Genomic DNA, 15705 nt, shown 5'->3' with positions numbered 1-15705 from the left:
CAAACGCGCCGTTCGCGCAAAGGCGGCTTCACCGCTTGCGCTAACGTATTTTCACCGATTCCGGTCACGCCTTGACGGGTCCGTCCCTCGGCAGGTCCTTCAGCCTGTAGGACCTGCCGGCTATCTTGACCAGGTGGCAGTGGTGGCAGTGGTGGCACACCCTGTCCGCGATCGCGCTCGCCGCCACGTCGTCCCCGAACACCCTGCCCCAGCCGCCGATCCCCACGTCGGCGGTGATGATCGTCGAGCGCTGCTCGTAGCGCGTCGATATCAGCTGGAACAGCAGGTCCGCGCCCGCGCTGCCGACGTCGAGGTAGCCGAGCTCGTCGATGATCAGCAGCCTCGAGTGGGCGTAGTACTTGAGCCTCTTCTTGAGGATGCCGCGCGACGAGGCGTCCTCCAGGTCCTCGACGAGCCGGGCGCAGTCCACGAACCTGACCTCGCGCCCCGCCCTGACCGCCTCGATGCCCAGCGCGACGGCGAGGTGCGTCTTGCCCACGCCGGGGCTCCCCACGAACAGGACGTTCTCGGCCCGCTCGACGAACCTCAGGGTCGCGAGCTCCTCGATCTCGGCGCGCGGGACCGACGGCTGGAAGTCCCAGTCGAAGTCCGCCAGCCCCTTGACGTAGGGGAACCCCGACGACCGAATGCGCTGGTTGGTGATCCTGACCTCCCGGGCGGCGACCTCGACGCGCGTCATCTCCTCGAAGGCGGAGGCGAAGCCCCGCTCGCCCGCGGCGACCATCCTCACGTAGTCGGGCAGGGACGCCGCCATCTCGTGCAGCCCGAGCGCGGAGAGGTCGACCTCGCCAGGTCCATCGCGCGCCACAGCCGCGGCCTTGGCGACCTGTCGTAGCATTCGCTGCCCTCCCGCAGACGGGGCACCGCAGCCCGAAACTCGTCCACGGCCTGACGCCGACGATTGTCCTGCCGCCGTCGATGCTGGCGTACTCGATCACGGTGTGGACCAGCGCGAGCGCGCGGCTTAGTATCCTGTTCATGCGTCAGGGCCTTTCCGGTAGGTTGATGTAGCAAGCGAAATCCTACCCTGCCCGGCGCGGAAACGGCCCCCTCTCGGGGCCGTTTCCCTTATATGCGGAACTTTTTTGCATCCACCTGCGGAAAAATTGATGTCTCGCCCACAGAAACTACCGAAGAGCCTAAAATCGGCTCATATTCAAACAGACACAAGGAGGGATTAATTATGGAATGGAGCTTTGACGAAATAAGGGGATTTATCCCGAAATCGATTTCTCTCCCATACTCAAGAGAGGAAAAGAACGGGTACCGCTCTGTTCTAACCGGACGCGATGAGCTGAACTATATCATGTTGAACGGAAGCGGGAGCTACATCGTCTCTCTGTGCGATGGTAAAAACACCGTCCTTGATTCTCATTTTCATTGCAACAGCCTCAGGACTCAGCGCAACGCGTTGCGCTGAGTCCTGAGGCGCGAATCCGGGTAGGCAACCCCAGAGGGGCCGGAATCCCCCGGCCCGCGATGGAGGGAGGCCGGCATGTCCAGACCCAAGCCGTCCGGAAGGTCGTACGGGAGGCTCACGAGGCACGAGAGGAACACGGTCGAGAGGATGCTCGACCGCAACCGCAGCGCCCGCGAGATCGCCGCGGAGCTCGGCAGGTCGCCGTCGACCGTGACCAGGGAGGTGGCGGCGCACCGCTACGTCACCGCGCCGCGCTCGCGCTACGGCGAGCCCGCGCCCGCGGACCTGTCGGGGGCCTGCCCCAGGCTCTCCGCGTGGCCGAGGTGCTGCAACGGCTGCTCGCACAGGAGGGGCTACGGCTGCTCGAGGAGGCCCAGGGTGTTCTACAGCGCCAGGAGGGCGCAGGAGGCGGCCGACGCCGAGCTCTCGGCGAGCAGGTCCGGGATCGACGAGACCGAGGAGGGCGCCGCCGCCAAGCTAGCGGCCATCAGGGACGGGCTCGCGCGCGGGCTCTCCCCGCAGCAGATAGCGGCGACGACCCCCGGGCTCAGCGCCTCCACCGTCTACAGGTGGGTGGACGCCGGCTACGACGGCATGACGAACATGGAGCTCAGGCGCAAGGTCGGCTACAGGCCGAGGTCGCGCCGGGCCCCGAAGAGGGCGACGTCCCACTCGGCGCGCAGGTCGCACGCGTCGTTCCTCGCGCTCGGCGAGGACGCCTGCGCCGCGGCCTGGGAGATGGACACCGTCGAGGGCCCCAGGGGCGACTCCGCCAGGCTCCTCACGCTCCTGCACCGCCCGAGCCGCTTCCAGCTGGCCCTGCCGCTGCCGGACGGCACGTGCGCCTCGGTCCTGGCGGCGCTCTCCTCCCTGCGCGGGGTCCTCGGCGAGGACGGCGCGAGGCGCGCCTTCGGCGCCGTGCTCACCGACAACGGGAGCGAGTTCGCCGACGAGGGCGCCATCGCGGCGCTGTTCGGCGAGCGGGACGGCGAGACCAGGCTCTTCTACTGCGACCCCCGGCAGAGCCAGCAGAAGGGCGCGTGCGAGAAGAACCACGTGGAGATCAGGAAGCTGCTGCCCAAGGGCGCAGGGGCCAGGTTCGACCGGCTGACGGCGGCGGACTGCGCGCTGCTCATGTCGCAGGTGAACTCCGAGCCGAGGGGGGCGCTCGGGTTCCTGACGCCGGCGCGCGTGCTGCGGGCGGCCCTCGGGGAGGACGCCTCCGCCCTCATGGACGCGTTCGGGATAGAGGAGCTGGCGCCCGGCGAGCTCGACCTCACGCCCGGCTGCATCGACAGGGCCAGGGCCGCGAGGGGCGAGGGGCCGCTGGCGGGATAGGCGGCGGGCCGGGACATGGGCCGGAGGGCCCGTTGCGCTGAGTCCGGAACGGCTGCGCGGCGGGCTGGCGGAGCATGCGGCGGCGGCATGGGGGCACCGGCCTCCACAGCCTCTCCACCTGCGGAAACGAGGCGACGAGCAGGTGCCGGGGGCTATTTCCGCGTTGCGCTAGCTGCGGAAACGCGGGGCCCGTTCAGGCTGTTGCGTTGAGATTGAAAATCAACCGTAAAAACACCGTCGAAACAATCCTTAATCGGATGTGCGACAAGTTTCCAGACGCCAATCCGGACATGCTCAAATCTGACTTAGCCTCGGCAATGAGAGGTTTCAGCGTATCGAGACTAATAGGATGGGTCAAAACTCCGACCGAAAATGGCACACCCATTGCCGATGAGATTTGCGTGGACAATGGGACCCATATACGGCTTGCCCAAGAAAACGATATTCGCCTGATTTGCTCCCTGGCAAGCCAGGCGAGCTCATCAGAACCAGAAAGTCCCACAATTGTCTACGGTTGGCCTCTTTCCGTCGAGCAGTATGAACGACCGCTAGAGGTGCGAAACGGATTGTTCAATCTGAGCAAGGAATTTTTCATTGTATATGAGTCAGGGAGACCAACCGGTCTACTCGGCCTCGCCCCCTCCAGCAATCCCTTACTCAGATACGCAGACATCTGTCTTCTTTTGTGCCCCGCAAGCATCGCCGTTCAATGTATTGCCGCTGCGGCCAGCTTCTATCGTCAAGAATTTTGCGATGTTCCCAATTTTTTCCACCTGAACCTAACCAGCAAGGAAATTGCATCAAACGAAGGAATTCGAAATCTTATCAATGAGCCAGAATTCACTTGCGCTGGCACTTTTCCAGGTGAGTGCAGCGACGGCGACTGCATGAATGTATACTGTTTTTCAGAAGTCTGTTAAGAGGAACCATGGGACGAGTTTCGGAAAACAAGTACACCAACGTTCTCAGAGCGCCACATCACGTCGCCCTTGACATAACAAACAAGTGCAACTTGAGATGTCTGCACTGCTATAACAGCAGCGGCGAGAATGAGGTCATGCACGACGAGTTGACCTCAGATGAACTTTTTGTTTTCGCAAAGGAAATGGCAGACATGTCGCTTTACAGCATGTGTTTCTGTGGAGGAGAAACCTTGTTGCGCAGTAAAGATATCTTGCGCTGCCTTCCCATATTGCGAGATGGGAATGTTGCAGCGAGCCTGGTAACCAACGGGCTTCTCCTCACGGAATCCCTTCTCCGAGATTTAGAAGATTCCGGACTCAAAAGCATCCAATTTAGCCTAGACGGCATTGGGTCAGCTCACGATAGGCTGAGGGGACATGAGGGAGCCTTCGAAATCGTCGAAGAAGCAGTTGCCACCGTACTCAACCATTCCGATTTGCACCTTGCTATCGCATTTACGCCCACGTCGTTCAACACCGAACAGTTTCCCGATGTCATCTCACTATTAGATGAGATTTTCACCAAATCTAACAGGCCGAAGAGGACGCCGGGTGACTTTATCGAACTACGTGTCCAACCCCTCATGGTTTTGGGCCGTGCGCGAAAGAACACATTTATTAGACCGGACTATTCCCAATACCGTACGTTGATTCACACCATTCAAGAGGACGACTTCCTTCGGAAGCACCCGAATGTCCGACCGCAATGGGGCGACCCCGTCGACCATCTAATTCGCTTCTCTGATAACCGATATCTATTAGATCAGGTTTCAGTGCACGCAAACGGCGACATCGTCGTTTCTCCGTATATCCCGTTAGTGGTTGGCAACATCAGAAACCACCCTCTTGAGGATTACTGGAACAACGGACTTAGCTCAATTTGGTCCACAAAACTGGTTCAAGACCTCTGTAACCACATGTGGACCATTGACGACATGGAGCGTATGTCCGACACAATTTGCGATATAGATATGGGAGGTGATCTACACGTTGACCTGATTGATGATACCGCGGATGAACTGTTGAACTCATCGTTGAAGGAGATGTTGGGTTAAATGTACGAGAAGCCCGTAGTAGACAACATGAATCCGACCAGAGCATCGACTCTTGGAACGGAAACTTGGTTCGACATGTATTACATCGTGTGGGGAGCAAATGTGGCGGTCGGAGTCACCGCAGTTGGAGCCTATGAACTGGTCCTCATCACTTTTGCCGCAGCACTTCCCCTCAGCGAGCAAGGTGGCCAAGACGAGCAATGAGTCCTGAAGCGCTAAGATCATCCATTGGCGGCATGGTAGGAGGAATCTGCTTTCTCGTTGTCGGGGTGTTAATGGTAAAGACCGGCAATCCCGGCCTGATTCACAGTTACCATATCGCTCATATTCCAAGCGAGAAGATTCCTCTTGTTGCCAGATTGGTCGGACTCGGAATAGCGTTGACGGGAGCCGGTCTCGTTCTCGCGGGCATCATTGCCTTTGCGTCCCAAATCCCATTATCGGCATCGGCGGCTTTCATTCTGCCGCTCATCATAATCTTTGCCGGTCTTGGCGTCTCCTTGCTAACGATCGTAGTGTTCACATTTCGACCATGGTCATAATGGATTTCCTATTGCATGAAACTTCAGGCGCATGCCCAACAAACAATGAAAAAATTTACAGCTTTAGTCGGACGGCTGTTTTATTTTTCAGCCGTCCGACTGCCGTGCGCGGCCTATTGATCGAACATAAAATTCCCGTTTCTATGAGGATCCAGCTCGCAAAGACTCTCTATGGAAGCGCTCGTGCCGATTAGTCGCCGCTTCGTTTCCACCGAACCGCGGTGTAAGGTGTCATCAGTTGGTATTTCATACCTGATAGATTGGGGCCATTCTTGATTCGGTACGTCTTATCGAAGTTTAGTAAAACAAAGGGTGCTTTCACGTTCATTGCCATCACGACGATTGGAATCGTCCTTTCCTATGCCGCACCATATGTGAACGGAAAGTTCTTAGATTTCCTTCTTGCCAATCGCAGCGAGAAGGATGCTGTGCTTTTTGCGCTCCTCGTAGCTTCAATAGGGGTCTTTTCTGCCTTATTTTCATATTTTGCAGGAACGTTATCTATCCGTATATCCACAAAGCTTTCTTTTGACCTACTCAGGGAAACCGTCTTGCGCTTTGAGCGAGTTAATTTTCTGACGAACCGAACAACCGACTCAGCCTATACGACGCAAAGGATTTTCACTGACTCAGGTGTTGTTTCTTCTTTCGTTCTAACAAACTTTATCAGCGCTCCCCTGTCTGTTGTCGCCATTCCTTTCGTGTTGCTCGTCATATGGTCGGTTGATCCACTCCTCGCACTATTCTCCATCCTCCTTCTTGTGGCATATCTCTTCGTTATTACCGGATTGCGAAAGCTTCTATATAAAGTCATGTACGAGAAGAAGGAGGCAGATAGCGCTTTCTATGCCGTAATAGCATCGCAGTTGAATCAGATTCTCAACATTCAGTTAACGTCTTCATACAATAAAAGCGAGCTAGCACTTGACACCGGATTTGAAAAGTATTTTCCAAAGGTCTTGCACTCGGGAAAGCTCTCATTCTCACTAACATCGATTGACAGCCTTTTTGCTGCCGTGTTTCAAGCGATAATACTCATCGTATCCGGAGTGCGAATCATCAATGGAACCATGACGATAGGCGAATACACCATCGTCGGTGCATATTTTGCCGTCCTATTTAAAACCTTGAAAAACACGATGAACCTGTTCAAGTCCTATCAGGATGCCAAGGCTTCGTGGGACAGGATGAGCGCCATGGGAAAGGTGGGACCGGAACCAGAGCAAGATCAGACAGGTTTAGTCAAGATTGACACAATAAATCGCATTTCTGTTTCCAAGTTGGATTTTACGGTACCCCTTCCAGACGGATCTCCCCGAAAGGTTCTTGACGGATTTTCCTTCGATTTCTCCGGCCCTGGAACATACTGCATAACCGGAGAAAATGGAAGAGGAAAAACGTCGCTCCTTTACCTGCTCCTTGGGCTGTATCCATCGGCAGGCAAAGTAACATACAACGACATGCCGATTGAAAAATGCAATTTGGATTACATACGTTCAGACACGATATCGTGCTGCCCCCAACCGTGCTTCGCTCCAGATGAGACGGTTCGGGACCTGTTGGATTATTTCAACACCCCATTTTTTACAAAGCACCAGCATATGAATGAGCTACCGTCGTTGACAACCAGCATAGAGGGCTTGCTTGAGAAACGTTGTCCTGAACTTTCGGGTGGTGAGCTGCGCCGTGTATACTTGTGGTCGGCAATTTCCCGTAATCCATCAGTCTTGGTGCTCGATGAGCCTACAACTGGATTGGATGAAACAAGCCGAGCCGAACTCGCTTCGTATGTCAGAAACAACAAATTGAAACAGCTCATTATCATTGTTTCACATGATAATGAGCTGGCAAATGCAGCGGAAACGATCGTCAGTCTAGATAACGCGTCACACCGTTGCGCAAATCGATAGGACCGCATCGAGTCGCAGCAATTGCAGAAGGCTAAGCTATAATGATTGCCCTTTACCCATGCGTATCTCAAGGCCTTCGATGATGATCCTTGATACCGTGGTGTTGTGTTCCGCCGCGTAGGTGCTCATCTCTTGCTTCTGCTCTTCCGTAACCCAAAAGGTGATGCACTCCCCTTTCTTGCGACTTGTCGAATCCCCTTTGTTTCGTGTGTCTTGATTACCCATGAGGGTCATGCTCGCCTCTCCAACGGGCATGACGCGGCGAGTTGGCTTCTTAATTGCCACCGTAAATCTACTTATCCTCCTCGATGCCCTCCTTCACCTGTTTGAGTAATTGTCCTCTTTGACACCGGCGATATTGCGCTTACACACCGTCCGCTCACATCCCGAATATTGCCGTTCGGCACCGCCGATATTCCCGTCGGCACCGTCCCCCTGGTACGTTCCGGCTGTCCATGCAGCCGAGACCAAGGAGGTACAGCATGGCGAGAAGGATAAGGGCCAGGGAGGCCCTCAGGCTCCGTGCGTCCGGCCTGTCGCAGAACGCGATAGCCCGCGCGGCGCATTGATTGGAAGGCTGTATGGACGTCAGGCTGCTTGGAAAGAAAAACGAGGGCGAGGGCCTTGGGGTCGCTGTTCTCGTTGATTCGGCTTTTGCAGAGTTAAAAGACAAGAGCGATGAGCAGTTGGCGGAGGCCCAGAGATTTTTGATTGACTTTATGAAAAAAGATGCTCGGCTAAAGGGAGTGAGAATTGATCGTCCCCATTTCCTCCGCTCGGAGCTGAGGAGGAAGGGTGTCCATAAAGATGTCGTCGAGTTTGCCGTGGAAACGACCCCCGTTACCGCCGGAATCGATGTGGGCCTGATCGATAGAATTGCTAGAGAAGTAATTGATTATGAGGCAAAGAAGTCAACCGCCTTTTCCTTTGCAGCGGGTCTTCCCGGAGGTGTCGCGATGGTGGGCACCATTCCTGCCGATATTACGTAATACTACGTGCACGCATTCAGGATTATGCAGAAACTGGCATACCTGTATGGCTGGCAGACCTTTTTTGAAGAATGTGACGACGTTGATGACGAGACTCTCTACGAAATGGCAGTGTTGCTCGGTGTGATGATGGGTGTAGGCAGCGCGAATTCGATGCTAACCGTAATCGCCAAAAACGCCCAAGAGGCGGTCGCGAAAAAGGTCGCTCGCCAGTCGCTAACCAAGACCAGTTGGTATCCGATCCTGAAGAAGCTCTTGAGCTTCATGGGTATCAAGATAACAAAGCAGACGGTGGGGAATGCCGCTGGCAAGGTTGTTGTGGGCGTCGGTGGCGTAATCTCTGGTGCTATCACCTTTATGGGTCTTTCAAAGGGGTCGGCGCGCTTGTGTAGGCAGCTTAAGTGCTTGCCGCAGGCAAACGAGCGGATTCCTGGCACTGGGTACTATGAAAAGGATGAGGCCGCGGTTGCCAAGAAGAGGATTGACGTAGCGGAACCCCTCTTTATCGAAAAGTTCGGATTTACTCCCATATTCTACGGCTCTATTGTTGAATATGCTGACCGGCTGGAGGAGTCACTGGCGACTGGAGAAGCGAAGCTGGATGCATATAATCCGGACGTTCTTCTCTGATACTCAGCGGAATTAGGCTATGCGTAACAGGATTGTTGTTCGATCTAATGTGAACGTTGGATGATGCTAACTATTTATGGAAAACAGTTAAAAAAGTTTTTCACCCCTTTTTCACTCCTCGGAGAAGGAGGAAAGAGACGCGAAAACAAAAAAGCTCAGAAGCAATTACGCTTCTGAGCTGCACTAATGCAATGGAGCCAGCGACCGGGCTCGAACCGGTGACCCCCGCTTTACGAGAGCGGTGCTCTACCAACTGAGCTACGCTGGCGGCCATGTGATGGCGCAACTGAGGCGTCAACGGCTGTCTATGATACGGGACATCGCAAATCCGCGCAAGTGTTCTGACGGCTTTTCTCACTTTAAATGCACTAATATTGGAGACGCGATGTCTTGCTCTTACGGGTCTCAAACAGAATGGGGCAGCGATGACTCAACCCAAGATTCTTCTCGCACGCATCGACGACCGTTTCATTTACGGACAAGACGTTGAGCTGTGGAACGAAGCCGTGGGTTCCAACCTTGTCCTAATCGTCAACGATGAGATCGCGGCAGATTCGCGCCAATGGGCACCCATGAGGGTGGCGGCGCCAGAAGGCGTTTGGACGCGGTTTTTCTCGGTGCAAAGGACCATCGACGTCATTCATACCGCAACGCCTCGCCAATTGATTCTGATCATGGTGGCCTCACCCTCCGATGCGCTCGCGCTGGTTAAGGGCGGTGTGCCGATCACCAAGATCAGCATTGGTCATATGCAGGCAGGGGAGGGCAAGCGTCCCGCAACGCCCGCAGTTGCCGTAGACGACACAGACGTCGCTGTTCTCAGAGAGCTGCAAAAGCTCGGAATAGAACTAGAAATCCGCTATCTCCCCAGTTCCGCCCCCGACCCCATCGGCAATCTGTTCAACTGATCCCTTGGGGACGGAGGAAAACGGATCATTTTGCCTTCGTAGGGGATCTGTGTGGCGCTGTCCGCCAAAACTATGCCGGTTTACTACGATGAATTGCTTATCGCCGAGCATGCCAAATTTGCAGAGAATAAAACCGCAGGTAGACGAGTTGCTAATTTTTATAAACCAGCGCGTGGTCGGACATAGTGGGTTCATCGTAGTAATTCGGCATAGTTTTGTTATGTCACCAATTCGGTGGCATCGAAAAGAAGGATTTAGGCATGAAGCAGCGCCCGTCGGCGGTGGTGCCGGCGGGCGTTGCTGTGCGAGATGTCGCGTTGTGGGCCTAGTGCCTCATAAAGTGGTATTCGATCATATTGCTGTAGGGGTGACCCGGACCCACAATGCCCTGCAGGAACAGCGGCTGGTGCGGCGTGTCGGGGTACATCTCGGCCTCGAGGGCAAAGCCGGCGCCCCAGCCATAGTTGGCATCGTCCTTGGCGTGCTCGTCGCCCAGCCAGTTGCCGGTGTAGAGTTGCACGCCCGGGGCGGTGGTGTAGTAGTCCAGCTCACGACCGGTCCACATCTCCTCGACATGTAGGGCGCGACGCAGGTTGCGGCCGTACTGATAGCCATCGATGCACAGGCAGTGATCGTAGCCACGGGCCTGCTTAATCTGCGGGTCGTCGGCCTCCATGCCGGGTGCGACGGGGCGCAGCTCGCGAAAGTCAAACGGTGTTCCCTCGACCGGAGCGATTTCGCCGGTGGGGATGTTCTGCTCGTTAATGGGCAAGTAGTGGGCAGCGTTGGCGATAAAGAAGTGCTCACAGTCCATGCCGGCGTTATGGCCGGCAAGGTTAAAGTACGTGTGGTTGGTCATGGACACGTAGGTGGCGCGGTCGCTCTCGCAACCATACTCGATGCGGAAGACTCCGGTGCGCGTAACGGTAAACACAGCCGTAAAGATTCGGTTGCCGGGCAGGCCCAGCTCGCCATCCTTAAGCGAGGTGGTCATGCGCACGGCGTTGTGAGTCTCGTCGAGCTCAACGTCCCATACGCGCTTGTGCAGACCATGCTCAAGATCGCTGTGCAGGTTGTTGACGCCTTCGTTGGCCGGCATATGCCAGTCCGTGCCGTCGATGGTGATCGTGGCGCCCGCGGTGCGGTTTGCCACGGGGCCGATGGTCGCGCCAAAGCAGGCGGGGTTGTCAAAGTAATCCTCGAGCTTATCGAAGCCCAGCACCACATCGCGCACGTTGCCGGGAATGTCGGGCACATCGATACCCAGCACGGTGGCGCCATAGTCCATAATGCGAACGCAGATCTCGGGCCCGTTGAGGGTATAACGATGAACGGAGGTGCCGCACGGCGCGGTGCCGAAAAGCTCGGAAGTGATCATTTGGTTCCTAACATCGAGGTATTTCCGACAAACTGTAGCGCGAACAGGTGAGATTATCACTACACCCCACTAAAGCAGGGGGTATTTTTCTCAAAAAAGTGATGATTGGAGCTGTGCTGGCGTTGATTTTTGACAGGCACGAGTCTGATACAATTTGTTCGTTACTGTTTGAATGATATGTGCGCAAAGAACGGCGAGGATTCATCGTGATTAAGGCGGAGCGACAGGATAAGGTTCGTCAGCTGCTCGAGGAACAGGGCACGGTCTCGGTCAAGGAGATCTCGGACGCACTGGGCGTCTCGGATATGACGATCCGCCGCGATCTTGAGGAGCTTGCGAGCCTAGGTGAGATTGAGCGCGTGCACGGTGGAGCCCGTAGCGCGCAGGGCCGTCCACATGCTATGTTGCGCCACGAGTATTCGCACAGCGAAAAGCGTACCAAGCATGCCGAGGAAAAGCTGCAGATCGCGCGCCGCGCCGTTGAGCTCATCGAGGAGGGCTCGACCATCTTTTTGGGTACGGGCACCACGGTTGAGCAGATGGCCTCGATGCTGCCGGCGTTTCGCCTGCGCATCGTGACTAATTCGCTTTCGGTGTTTAACCTGCTCGAGGCGCGCGAGGACTGCGACCTGTGCCTCGTGGGCGGCATGTACCGTCGCCGCACTGCCGCTTTTGTGGGGCCAACGGCCGAGGACACCCTGCGTGCGCTGGGCATCGATGCGGCGTTTATCGGCGCCAACGGTATCTTGGACGGTGACGTATCCACATCCAACATGGACGAGGGCCGTATCCAGCAGCTTGCCTTTAGCAAGGCGGACTCGCGCTATCTGATCGCCGACTCCAGCAAGATCGGCAAGCGCGACTTCTATACCTTCTGTCGCCTGGACAATTTGGATGCCGTGGTGTGCGAGCCGGGTATTACCGATGCGGATCGCGCCGCCATCGAGGAGCACACGCAGGTCATCTGCTAGCTTAGGTGTTACAGATTGAGATTTTCTGACCGGACGTCCTGTTTGTCTCGATCTGTAACAGCTGGGACCGAAAACCCCTGCTAGATGTTACAGATCGAGACAAACGGCCTGTTCGAACCGAGCCAAAACAAATAGGCCGCATGCGAACCCGTGGAGGGATTCTCATGCGGCCGACAGGGGGTATGCGGCAATAGTTAGGCCATGAGCAGGCCGGTCTCCGCGACGTTCTTGTACCAGTACGCGCTCGCCTTGGGATAGCGCTTCTGGGTCTCGAAGTCGATGTAGAACAGGCCGTAGCGCTTGTTGTAGCCGTTGGTCCAGGAGAACTGGTCCTGCAGCGACCACACAAAGTAACCGTCGACGTTTACGCCGCCGTCGATTGCCTTGAGGATCCATGCGAGATGCTGGCGCATGTAGTCGATGCGAGGGGCGTCGTCGATAAAGCCGTCCTCGAAGTCGTCCTTATAGCCCATGCCGTTCTCGGTGATGTAGATCTTCTTGTAGTTGGGGTAATCGTTCTTAATGCGGAGCAGCAGGTCGTAGAGGCCCTCGGGATAGATGATCCAGTCCCAATCGGTGGTGGGTACGCCTTCGCGCACGCATGACTCGCCCACGCCCTTGAGGAACCAGCGCGAGGAGCCCTTGTCGCCGGTGCCATTGTGGTTGATGTCGTTTTCGCCCTCGGCGGCACGCAGGAACTGGCACTTGTAGGTGTTGACGCCCAGGCAATCGTTGTAGGGGAGCGCGGCGGTCAGCGCGGCGATGTCCTCGTCGCGGACGTCGAGCTCGCCGCCGGCGATATGGGCCAGCTTGGTCGCGGCCTCCATGGTGTCGGCTGCATAGTGGCCGCGGAAGGTGGCGTCGAGTACCCAGCGGTTGTTGATGACGTCGGCCATACGAGCCGCCTCGCAGTCGGCAGCGCTGTTGGGATCGAGGGGATACTTGGGCTCCAGGTTCTGGACAATGCCGATCTCGCCCTCAAAGCCACCCTCATGGAAGGCGACGACGGCCTTGGCGTGGGCCACCATCATGTTGTGCATGAGCTGGAAGGCCTTGTCCAGGCGGTACTTCTCGCCGTGCGGCCAGTTGCCGACGATAAAGCTGCCCTCGGCGGTCGCGGGAATCTCGTTAAACGTGAACCAGTGCTTGACCTCGGTGAACTCGGCAAAGCAGAACTTGGCGTACTCGACAAAGGCATCGATCGTCGTGCGCGTCAGGAAACCCTCGCCGCCATCCTGATAAAAGGCCTCGGGCGTGTCAAAGTGATCGAGCGTGACATAGGGGATAACGCCAGCTTTGTTGCAGGTGGCGAAAAGCTCGTGATAGAAGGCGACGCCCTCGGGGTTAATCTCACCAATGCCGTTGGGGAAGATGCGGCTCCAGGCGATGGAGACACGAATGCCGTTAATGCCGAAGCGCTGGCACAGGTCGATATCGACCGGATACTTGTTGTAGAAATCGCTTGCGGGGTCGGGGGAGAAGCGACCCTGAGCTGCCAGGAAATCGTCCCAGGGCACTTTGCCCTTGCCGTGTGTGCGGGTCTCGCCTTCAACCTGGTAAGCAGCGGTGGCGCCGCCAAACACAAAGCCGTCGGGGAACTGCATGGGGTTGTTCATGAGGCATCCTTTCTGTGGGATACGAATAGGGAGAGGTGCCCGAATTGGGGATCCGGGCACCAACAGAGGGAGGAACTAGTCGAGGTTCTCGCGGAGCCACTTGATGGCGCCGGCGGGGTCGCGGGTAAGGTCGATATATTCCTTGCCGCGCGGGGCGAGCAGCTTAATGCCCAGACGATCGGTGTCGGCCTTCATGTCGTTGTAGTAGCTACGAACCTGCGGGGCGAGCACGATGACGTCGTACTGATCCATGATGGCAGTGTGCTGACCATAGGCGCCTGCGGAGGAAGCGATGTTCTCTCCGGTCTGTGCGGCACCTTCCTTGATGGCGTTGGCAAGCATGGCAGAGGTGCCGGCGCCGGCGCACAGGACGAGGACCTTCAGGCCATCGACATCCTTCTTGGCGGATGCGTCGGCGGCGGGCTCGGGCTGATCGGCGACAGGCTCGCTGTCGACGGAAGCGGCGGTCGGCTCGACGGAAGCGGTAGTCTGCTCGACAGCGGGCGCAGAGGTACTGGCGGCGATGGTGGCAGCACCATCGGACTCGAGACCCAGCTCGGCGGCGCGCTCGGCCTCCTGGTCGCAGAGCAGCTTATCGTATGCCTTCAAGAACGGCAGGTAGATGATGGCGTCCAGCAAGATGATGATCGCGACAAATACCAGGGCAATAAGCTGGAAGTTCGTGGTGATGAAAATGCCGATGGGGGCGGGTGTGGCCCAAGGCACCACGAAGGAGAAGCCGTTCATGCCCACGTTATCGATAAAGAACTTGGCAACACTCACGTTGACGCAGCCGGCGGCAACAAAGGGGATGAGCATGTAGGGGTTAAGGATCATCGGCGCGCCAAAGAGCAGCGGTTCGTTGACGGCGAAGGCAACAGGAACAATCGAGGCCTTACCGACGGCTTTGAGCTGCTTGGACTTCATAAAGAGAATCAGCAGAAGCGGCACGATGAACGTGGCGCCGGTGCCGCCGAACTCACCCACGAGCGACATGTTAAAGGTGAGGGAGTGGGCGGGGTGGCCACCGGCCAGCAGAACCTGCAGGTTCTCGGCCTGGTTGGCAAGACGGATGGGGTCGATGCCCGGCTGGACGATCGAAGGGCCGTGGACACCGATGAACCAGAAGAACGCGGTGGCTGCCTGAATAAGGATGAGTCCGGGGTAGGTCTCTGCCGCAGTGAAGAGCGGGGAGAGCAGTTTGATAAGCAGCTCGGAGAACGGAACGCCCATGAGGTTGCGCACAACCACATCGATGATGCCGCAAATGATGACAGCGCCACCGAAGGGGATGATGTCGCGGAAGTTCTGTGCGATGGCGCCCGGAACCTCCTTGGGCAGCTTAATGGTCAGATCGCGCGAGACGCAGAACTTATAGACCCACACGGTAATGAACGCGGCGATATAGGCCGAGAACAGACCGCGCGTACCCATGCTGGTGCAATCGAAGACCGAAAGCTCGGAGCCGTTGAACTTGGTGGTGAACTGCGTAACAGCGAGCAGCAGCATGCTGCACTGGGCGGCCACCATGGTGGAGCCGTCGTTGAGCACCTTGCCGGCGGGCATGCGACGGTTCATGGAAGCCGTGAAGTTCTTGGCAGTGGTGCCAGCAACCATGATGCCCATAACGCCCATGGTGAAGTTGTACAGCTTGTTGCACCAGTCGATAAGCGGCTGGGGCAGCGTGATGCCGACTACGCCGGGAAGGGTGGCGATCAGCAGGAAGATCGAAGAGGTGAGGACGATGGGCATGCACCCAAGGAATCCGTCCTTAATGGCCTGGAGGTAGACGTTCCTCGAGATCTTCTCAAAGAACGGTTGATGCTTTTCGAGCATCTTTACGATGGCGTCCATAGAGCTCCTTTGCTACTTAATGCGCGACGCATGTGGATGGAACTGGTCGTCGATGGATGGTCAGGACTGCCCGGAAACCTTCCTGCTTAAGGAAGGCATTGCCAAATGACA

Annotated in this window: 15 protein-coding genes and 1 tRNA gene; 10 read left to right on the top strand and 6 right to left on the bottom strand. The window is 56.8% G+C overall.

Annotation, left to right across the window (positions count from 1 at the left end):
* Positions 1 to 64 precede the first annotated feature (64 nt).
* The gene (gene istB / locus LCQ44_RS01850) at positions 65 to 859 is read right to left on the bottom strand and encodes an IS21-like element helper ATPase IstB (RefSeq protein WP_225093919.1); all 795 of its coding nucleotides are present in this window, start codon (positions 857 to 859) and stop codon (positions 65 to 67) included.
* A gap of 657 nt (positions 860 to 1516) precedes the next feature.
* Here istB and LCQ44_RS01845 point away from each other — a divergent pair.
* From LCQ44_RS01845 to LCQ44_RS01820, 6 genes are all read left to right on the top strand, one after another.
* Positions 1517 to 2779, top strand: coding sequence for an IS30 family transposase (locus tag LCQ44_RS01845; RefSeq protein ID WP_225093555.1), 1263 nt, complete (start codon positions 1517 to 1519; stop codon positions 2777 to 2779).
* A 206-nt stretch (positions 2780 to 2985) separates the two neighbouring features.
* Positions 2986 to 3699 (top strand): hypothetical protein, encoded by a 714-nt coding sequence (locus LCQ44_RS01840; RefSeq protein ID WP_225093918.1) that lies wholly within the window; start codon positions 2986 to 2988, stop codon positions 3697 to 3699.
* Between the two features lie 8 nt (positions 3700 to 3707).
* Positions 3708 to 4796 (top strand): radical SAM protein, encoded by a 1089-nt coding sequence (locus tag LCQ44_RS01835; protein ID WP_225093917.1) that lies wholly within the window; start codon positions 3708 to 3710, stop codon positions 4794 to 4796.
* Positions 4797 to 5000, top strand: a complete 204-nt coding sequence (locus LCQ44_RS01830; RefSeq protein WP_195404844.1) for a hypothetical protein — start codon at positions 4797 to 4799, stop codon at positions 4998 to 5000.
* Entirely contained in the window at positions 4997 to 5338 is a 342-nt protein-coding gene (locus LCQ44_RS01825; protein WP_217108213.1) for a hypothetical protein, read from the top strand. The genes LCQ44_RS01830 and LCQ44_RS01825 overlap by 4 nt, the downstream gene beginning before the upstream one ends.
* A gap of 272 nt (positions 5339 to 5610) precedes the next feature.
* Entirely contained in the window at positions 5611 to 7248 is a 1638-nt protein-coding gene (locus LCQ44_RS01820; RefSeq protein ID WP_225093916.1) for an ATP-binding cassette domain-containing protein, read from the top strand.
* A 36-nt stretch (positions 7249 to 7284) separates the two neighbouring features.
* Here the strand turns inward: LCQ44_RS01820 and LCQ44_RS01815 are convergent, their stop codons facing one another.
* On the bottom strand, positions 7285 to 7482 hold the full coding sequence (locus tag LCQ44_RS01815) for a hypothetical protein (RefSeq protein ID WP_225093915.1): 198 nt from the start codon (positions 7480 to 7482) through the stop codon (positions 7285 to 7287).
* Positions 7483 to 7829: 347 nt separating this feature from the next.
* Here LCQ44_RS01815 and LCQ44_RS01810 point away from each other — a divergent pair, with 347 nt between their 5' ends.
* On the top strand, positions 7830 to 8237 hold the full coding sequence (locus tag LCQ44_RS01810; RefSeq protein WP_225093914.1) for a hypothetical protein: 408 nt from the start codon (positions 7830 to 7832) through the stop codon (positions 8235 to 8237).
* A 24-nt stretch (positions 8238 to 8261) separates the two neighbouring features.
* The gene (locus LCQ44_RS01805; protein ID WP_225093913.1) at positions 8262 to 8867 is read left to right on the top strand and encodes a hypothetical protein; all 606 of its coding nucleotides are present in this window, start codon (positions 8262 to 8264) and stop codon (positions 8865 to 8867) included.
* A 192-nt stretch (positions 8868 to 9059) separates the two neighbouring features.
* On the opposite strand, the gene LCQ44_RS01800 is transcribed toward LCQ44_RS01805, so the two are convergent.
* Positions 9060 to 9135: transfer RNA gene (locus LCQ44_RS01800), tRNA-Thr, on the bottom strand.
* A gap of 157 nt (positions 9136 to 9292) precedes the next feature.
* On the opposite strand from LCQ44_RS01800, the gene LCQ44_RS01795 reads away from it, so the two are divergent.
* Positions 9293 to 9775: a PTS sugar transporter subunit IIB gene (locus LCQ44_RS01795; protein WP_117772918.1), complete on the top strand. Its 483-nt coding sequence runs from the start codon at positions 9293 to 9295 to the stop codon at positions 9773 to 9775.
* 325 nt (positions 9776 to 10100) lie between these two features.
* On the opposite strand, the gene LCQ44_RS01790 is transcribed toward LCQ44_RS01795, so the two are convergent.
* The gene (locus LCQ44_RS01790; RefSeq protein WP_225093912.1) at positions 10101 to 11153 is read right to left on the bottom strand and encodes an aldose epimerase family protein; all 1053 of its coding nucleotides are present in this window, start codon (positions 11151 to 11153) and stop codon (positions 10101 to 10103) included.
* 206 nt (positions 11154 to 11359) lie between these two features.
* Between LCQ44_RS01790 and LCQ44_RS01785 the strand changes: the two genes are divergently transcribed.
* Positions 11360 to 12124, top strand: a complete 765-nt coding sequence (locus tag LCQ44_RS01785) for a DeoR/GlpR family DNA-binding transcription regulator (protein ID WP_225093911.1) — start codon at positions 11360 to 11362, stop codon at positions 12122 to 12124.
* Positions 12125 to 12318: 194 nt separating this feature from the next.
* On the opposite strand, the gene lacG is transcribed toward LCQ44_RS01785, so the two are convergent.
* Both lacG and LCQ44_RS01775 read right to left on the bottom strand, forming a co-directional pair.
* On the bottom strand, positions 12319 to 13740 hold the full coding sequence (gene lacG, locus LCQ44_RS01780) for a 6-phospho-beta-galactosidase (protein ID WP_225093910.1): 1422 nt from the start codon (positions 13738 to 13740) through the stop codon (positions 12319 to 12321).
* 75 nt (positions 13741 to 13815) lie between these two features.
* Complete coding sequence (locus tag LCQ44_RS01775) at positions 13816 to 15594, bottom strand: PTS lactose transporter subunit IIBC (protein WP_225093909.1); 1779 nt, start codon at positions 15592 to 15594, stop codon at positions 13816 to 13818.
* Positions 15595 to 15705 lie beyond the last annotated feature (111 nt).

Source organism: Collinsella aerofaciens, assembly GCF_020181355.1.
Classification (GTDB): Bacteria; Actinomycetota; Coriobacteriia; order Coriobacteriales; family Coriobacteriaceae; genus Collinsella.
This window is presented reverse-complemented; position numbering and strand designations above follow the sequence as displayed.

Coding starts and splice junctions, on each gene's coding strand:
- istB (WP_225093919.1), bottom strand. CDS start 859: ATGCTACGACAGGTCGCCAAGGCCGCGGCTGTGGCGCGCGATGGACCT.
- LCQ44_RS01845 (WP_225093555.1), top strand. CDS start 1,517: ATGTCCAGACCCAAGCCGTCCGGAAGGTCGTACGGGAGGCTCACGAGG.
- LCQ44_RS01835 (WP_225093917.1), top strand. CDS start 3,708: ATGGGACGAGTTTCGGAAAACAAGTACACCAACGTTCTCAGAGCGCCA.
- LCQ44_RS01830 (WP_195404844.1), top strand. CDS start 4,797: ATGTACGAGAAGCCCGTAGTAGACAACATGAATCCGACCAGAGCATCG.
- LCQ44_RS01825 (WP_217108213.1), top strand. CDS start 4,997: ATGAGTCCTGAAGCGCTAAGATCATCCATTGGCGGCATGGTAGGAGGA.
- LCQ44_RS01815 (WP_225093915.1), bottom strand. CDS start 7,482: ATGACCCTCATGGGTAATCAAGACACACGAAACAAAGGGGATTCGACA.
- LCQ44_RS01810 (WP_225093914.1), top strand. CDS start 7,830: ATGGACGTCAGGCTGCTTGGAAAGAAAAACGAGGGCGAGGGCCTTGGG.
- LCQ44_RS01805 (WP_225093913.1), top strand. CDS start 8,262: ATGCAGAAACTGGCATACCTGTATGGCTGGCAGACCTTTTTTGAAGAA.
- LCQ44_RS01795 (WP_117772918.1), top strand. CDS start 9,293: ATGACTCAACCCAAGATTCTTCTCGCACGCATCGACGACCGTTTCATT.
- LCQ44_RS01790 (WP_225093912.1), bottom strand. CDS start 11,153: ATGATCACTTCCGAGCTTTTCGGCACCGCGCCGTGCGGCACCTCCGTT.
- lacG (WP_225093910.1), bottom strand. CDS start 13,740: ATGAACAACCCCATGCAGTTCCCCGACGGCTTTGTGTTTGGCGGCGCC.
- LCQ44_RS01775 (WP_225093909.1), bottom strand. CDS start 15,594: ATGGACGCCATCGTAAAGATGCTCGAAAAGCATCAACCGTTCTTTGAG.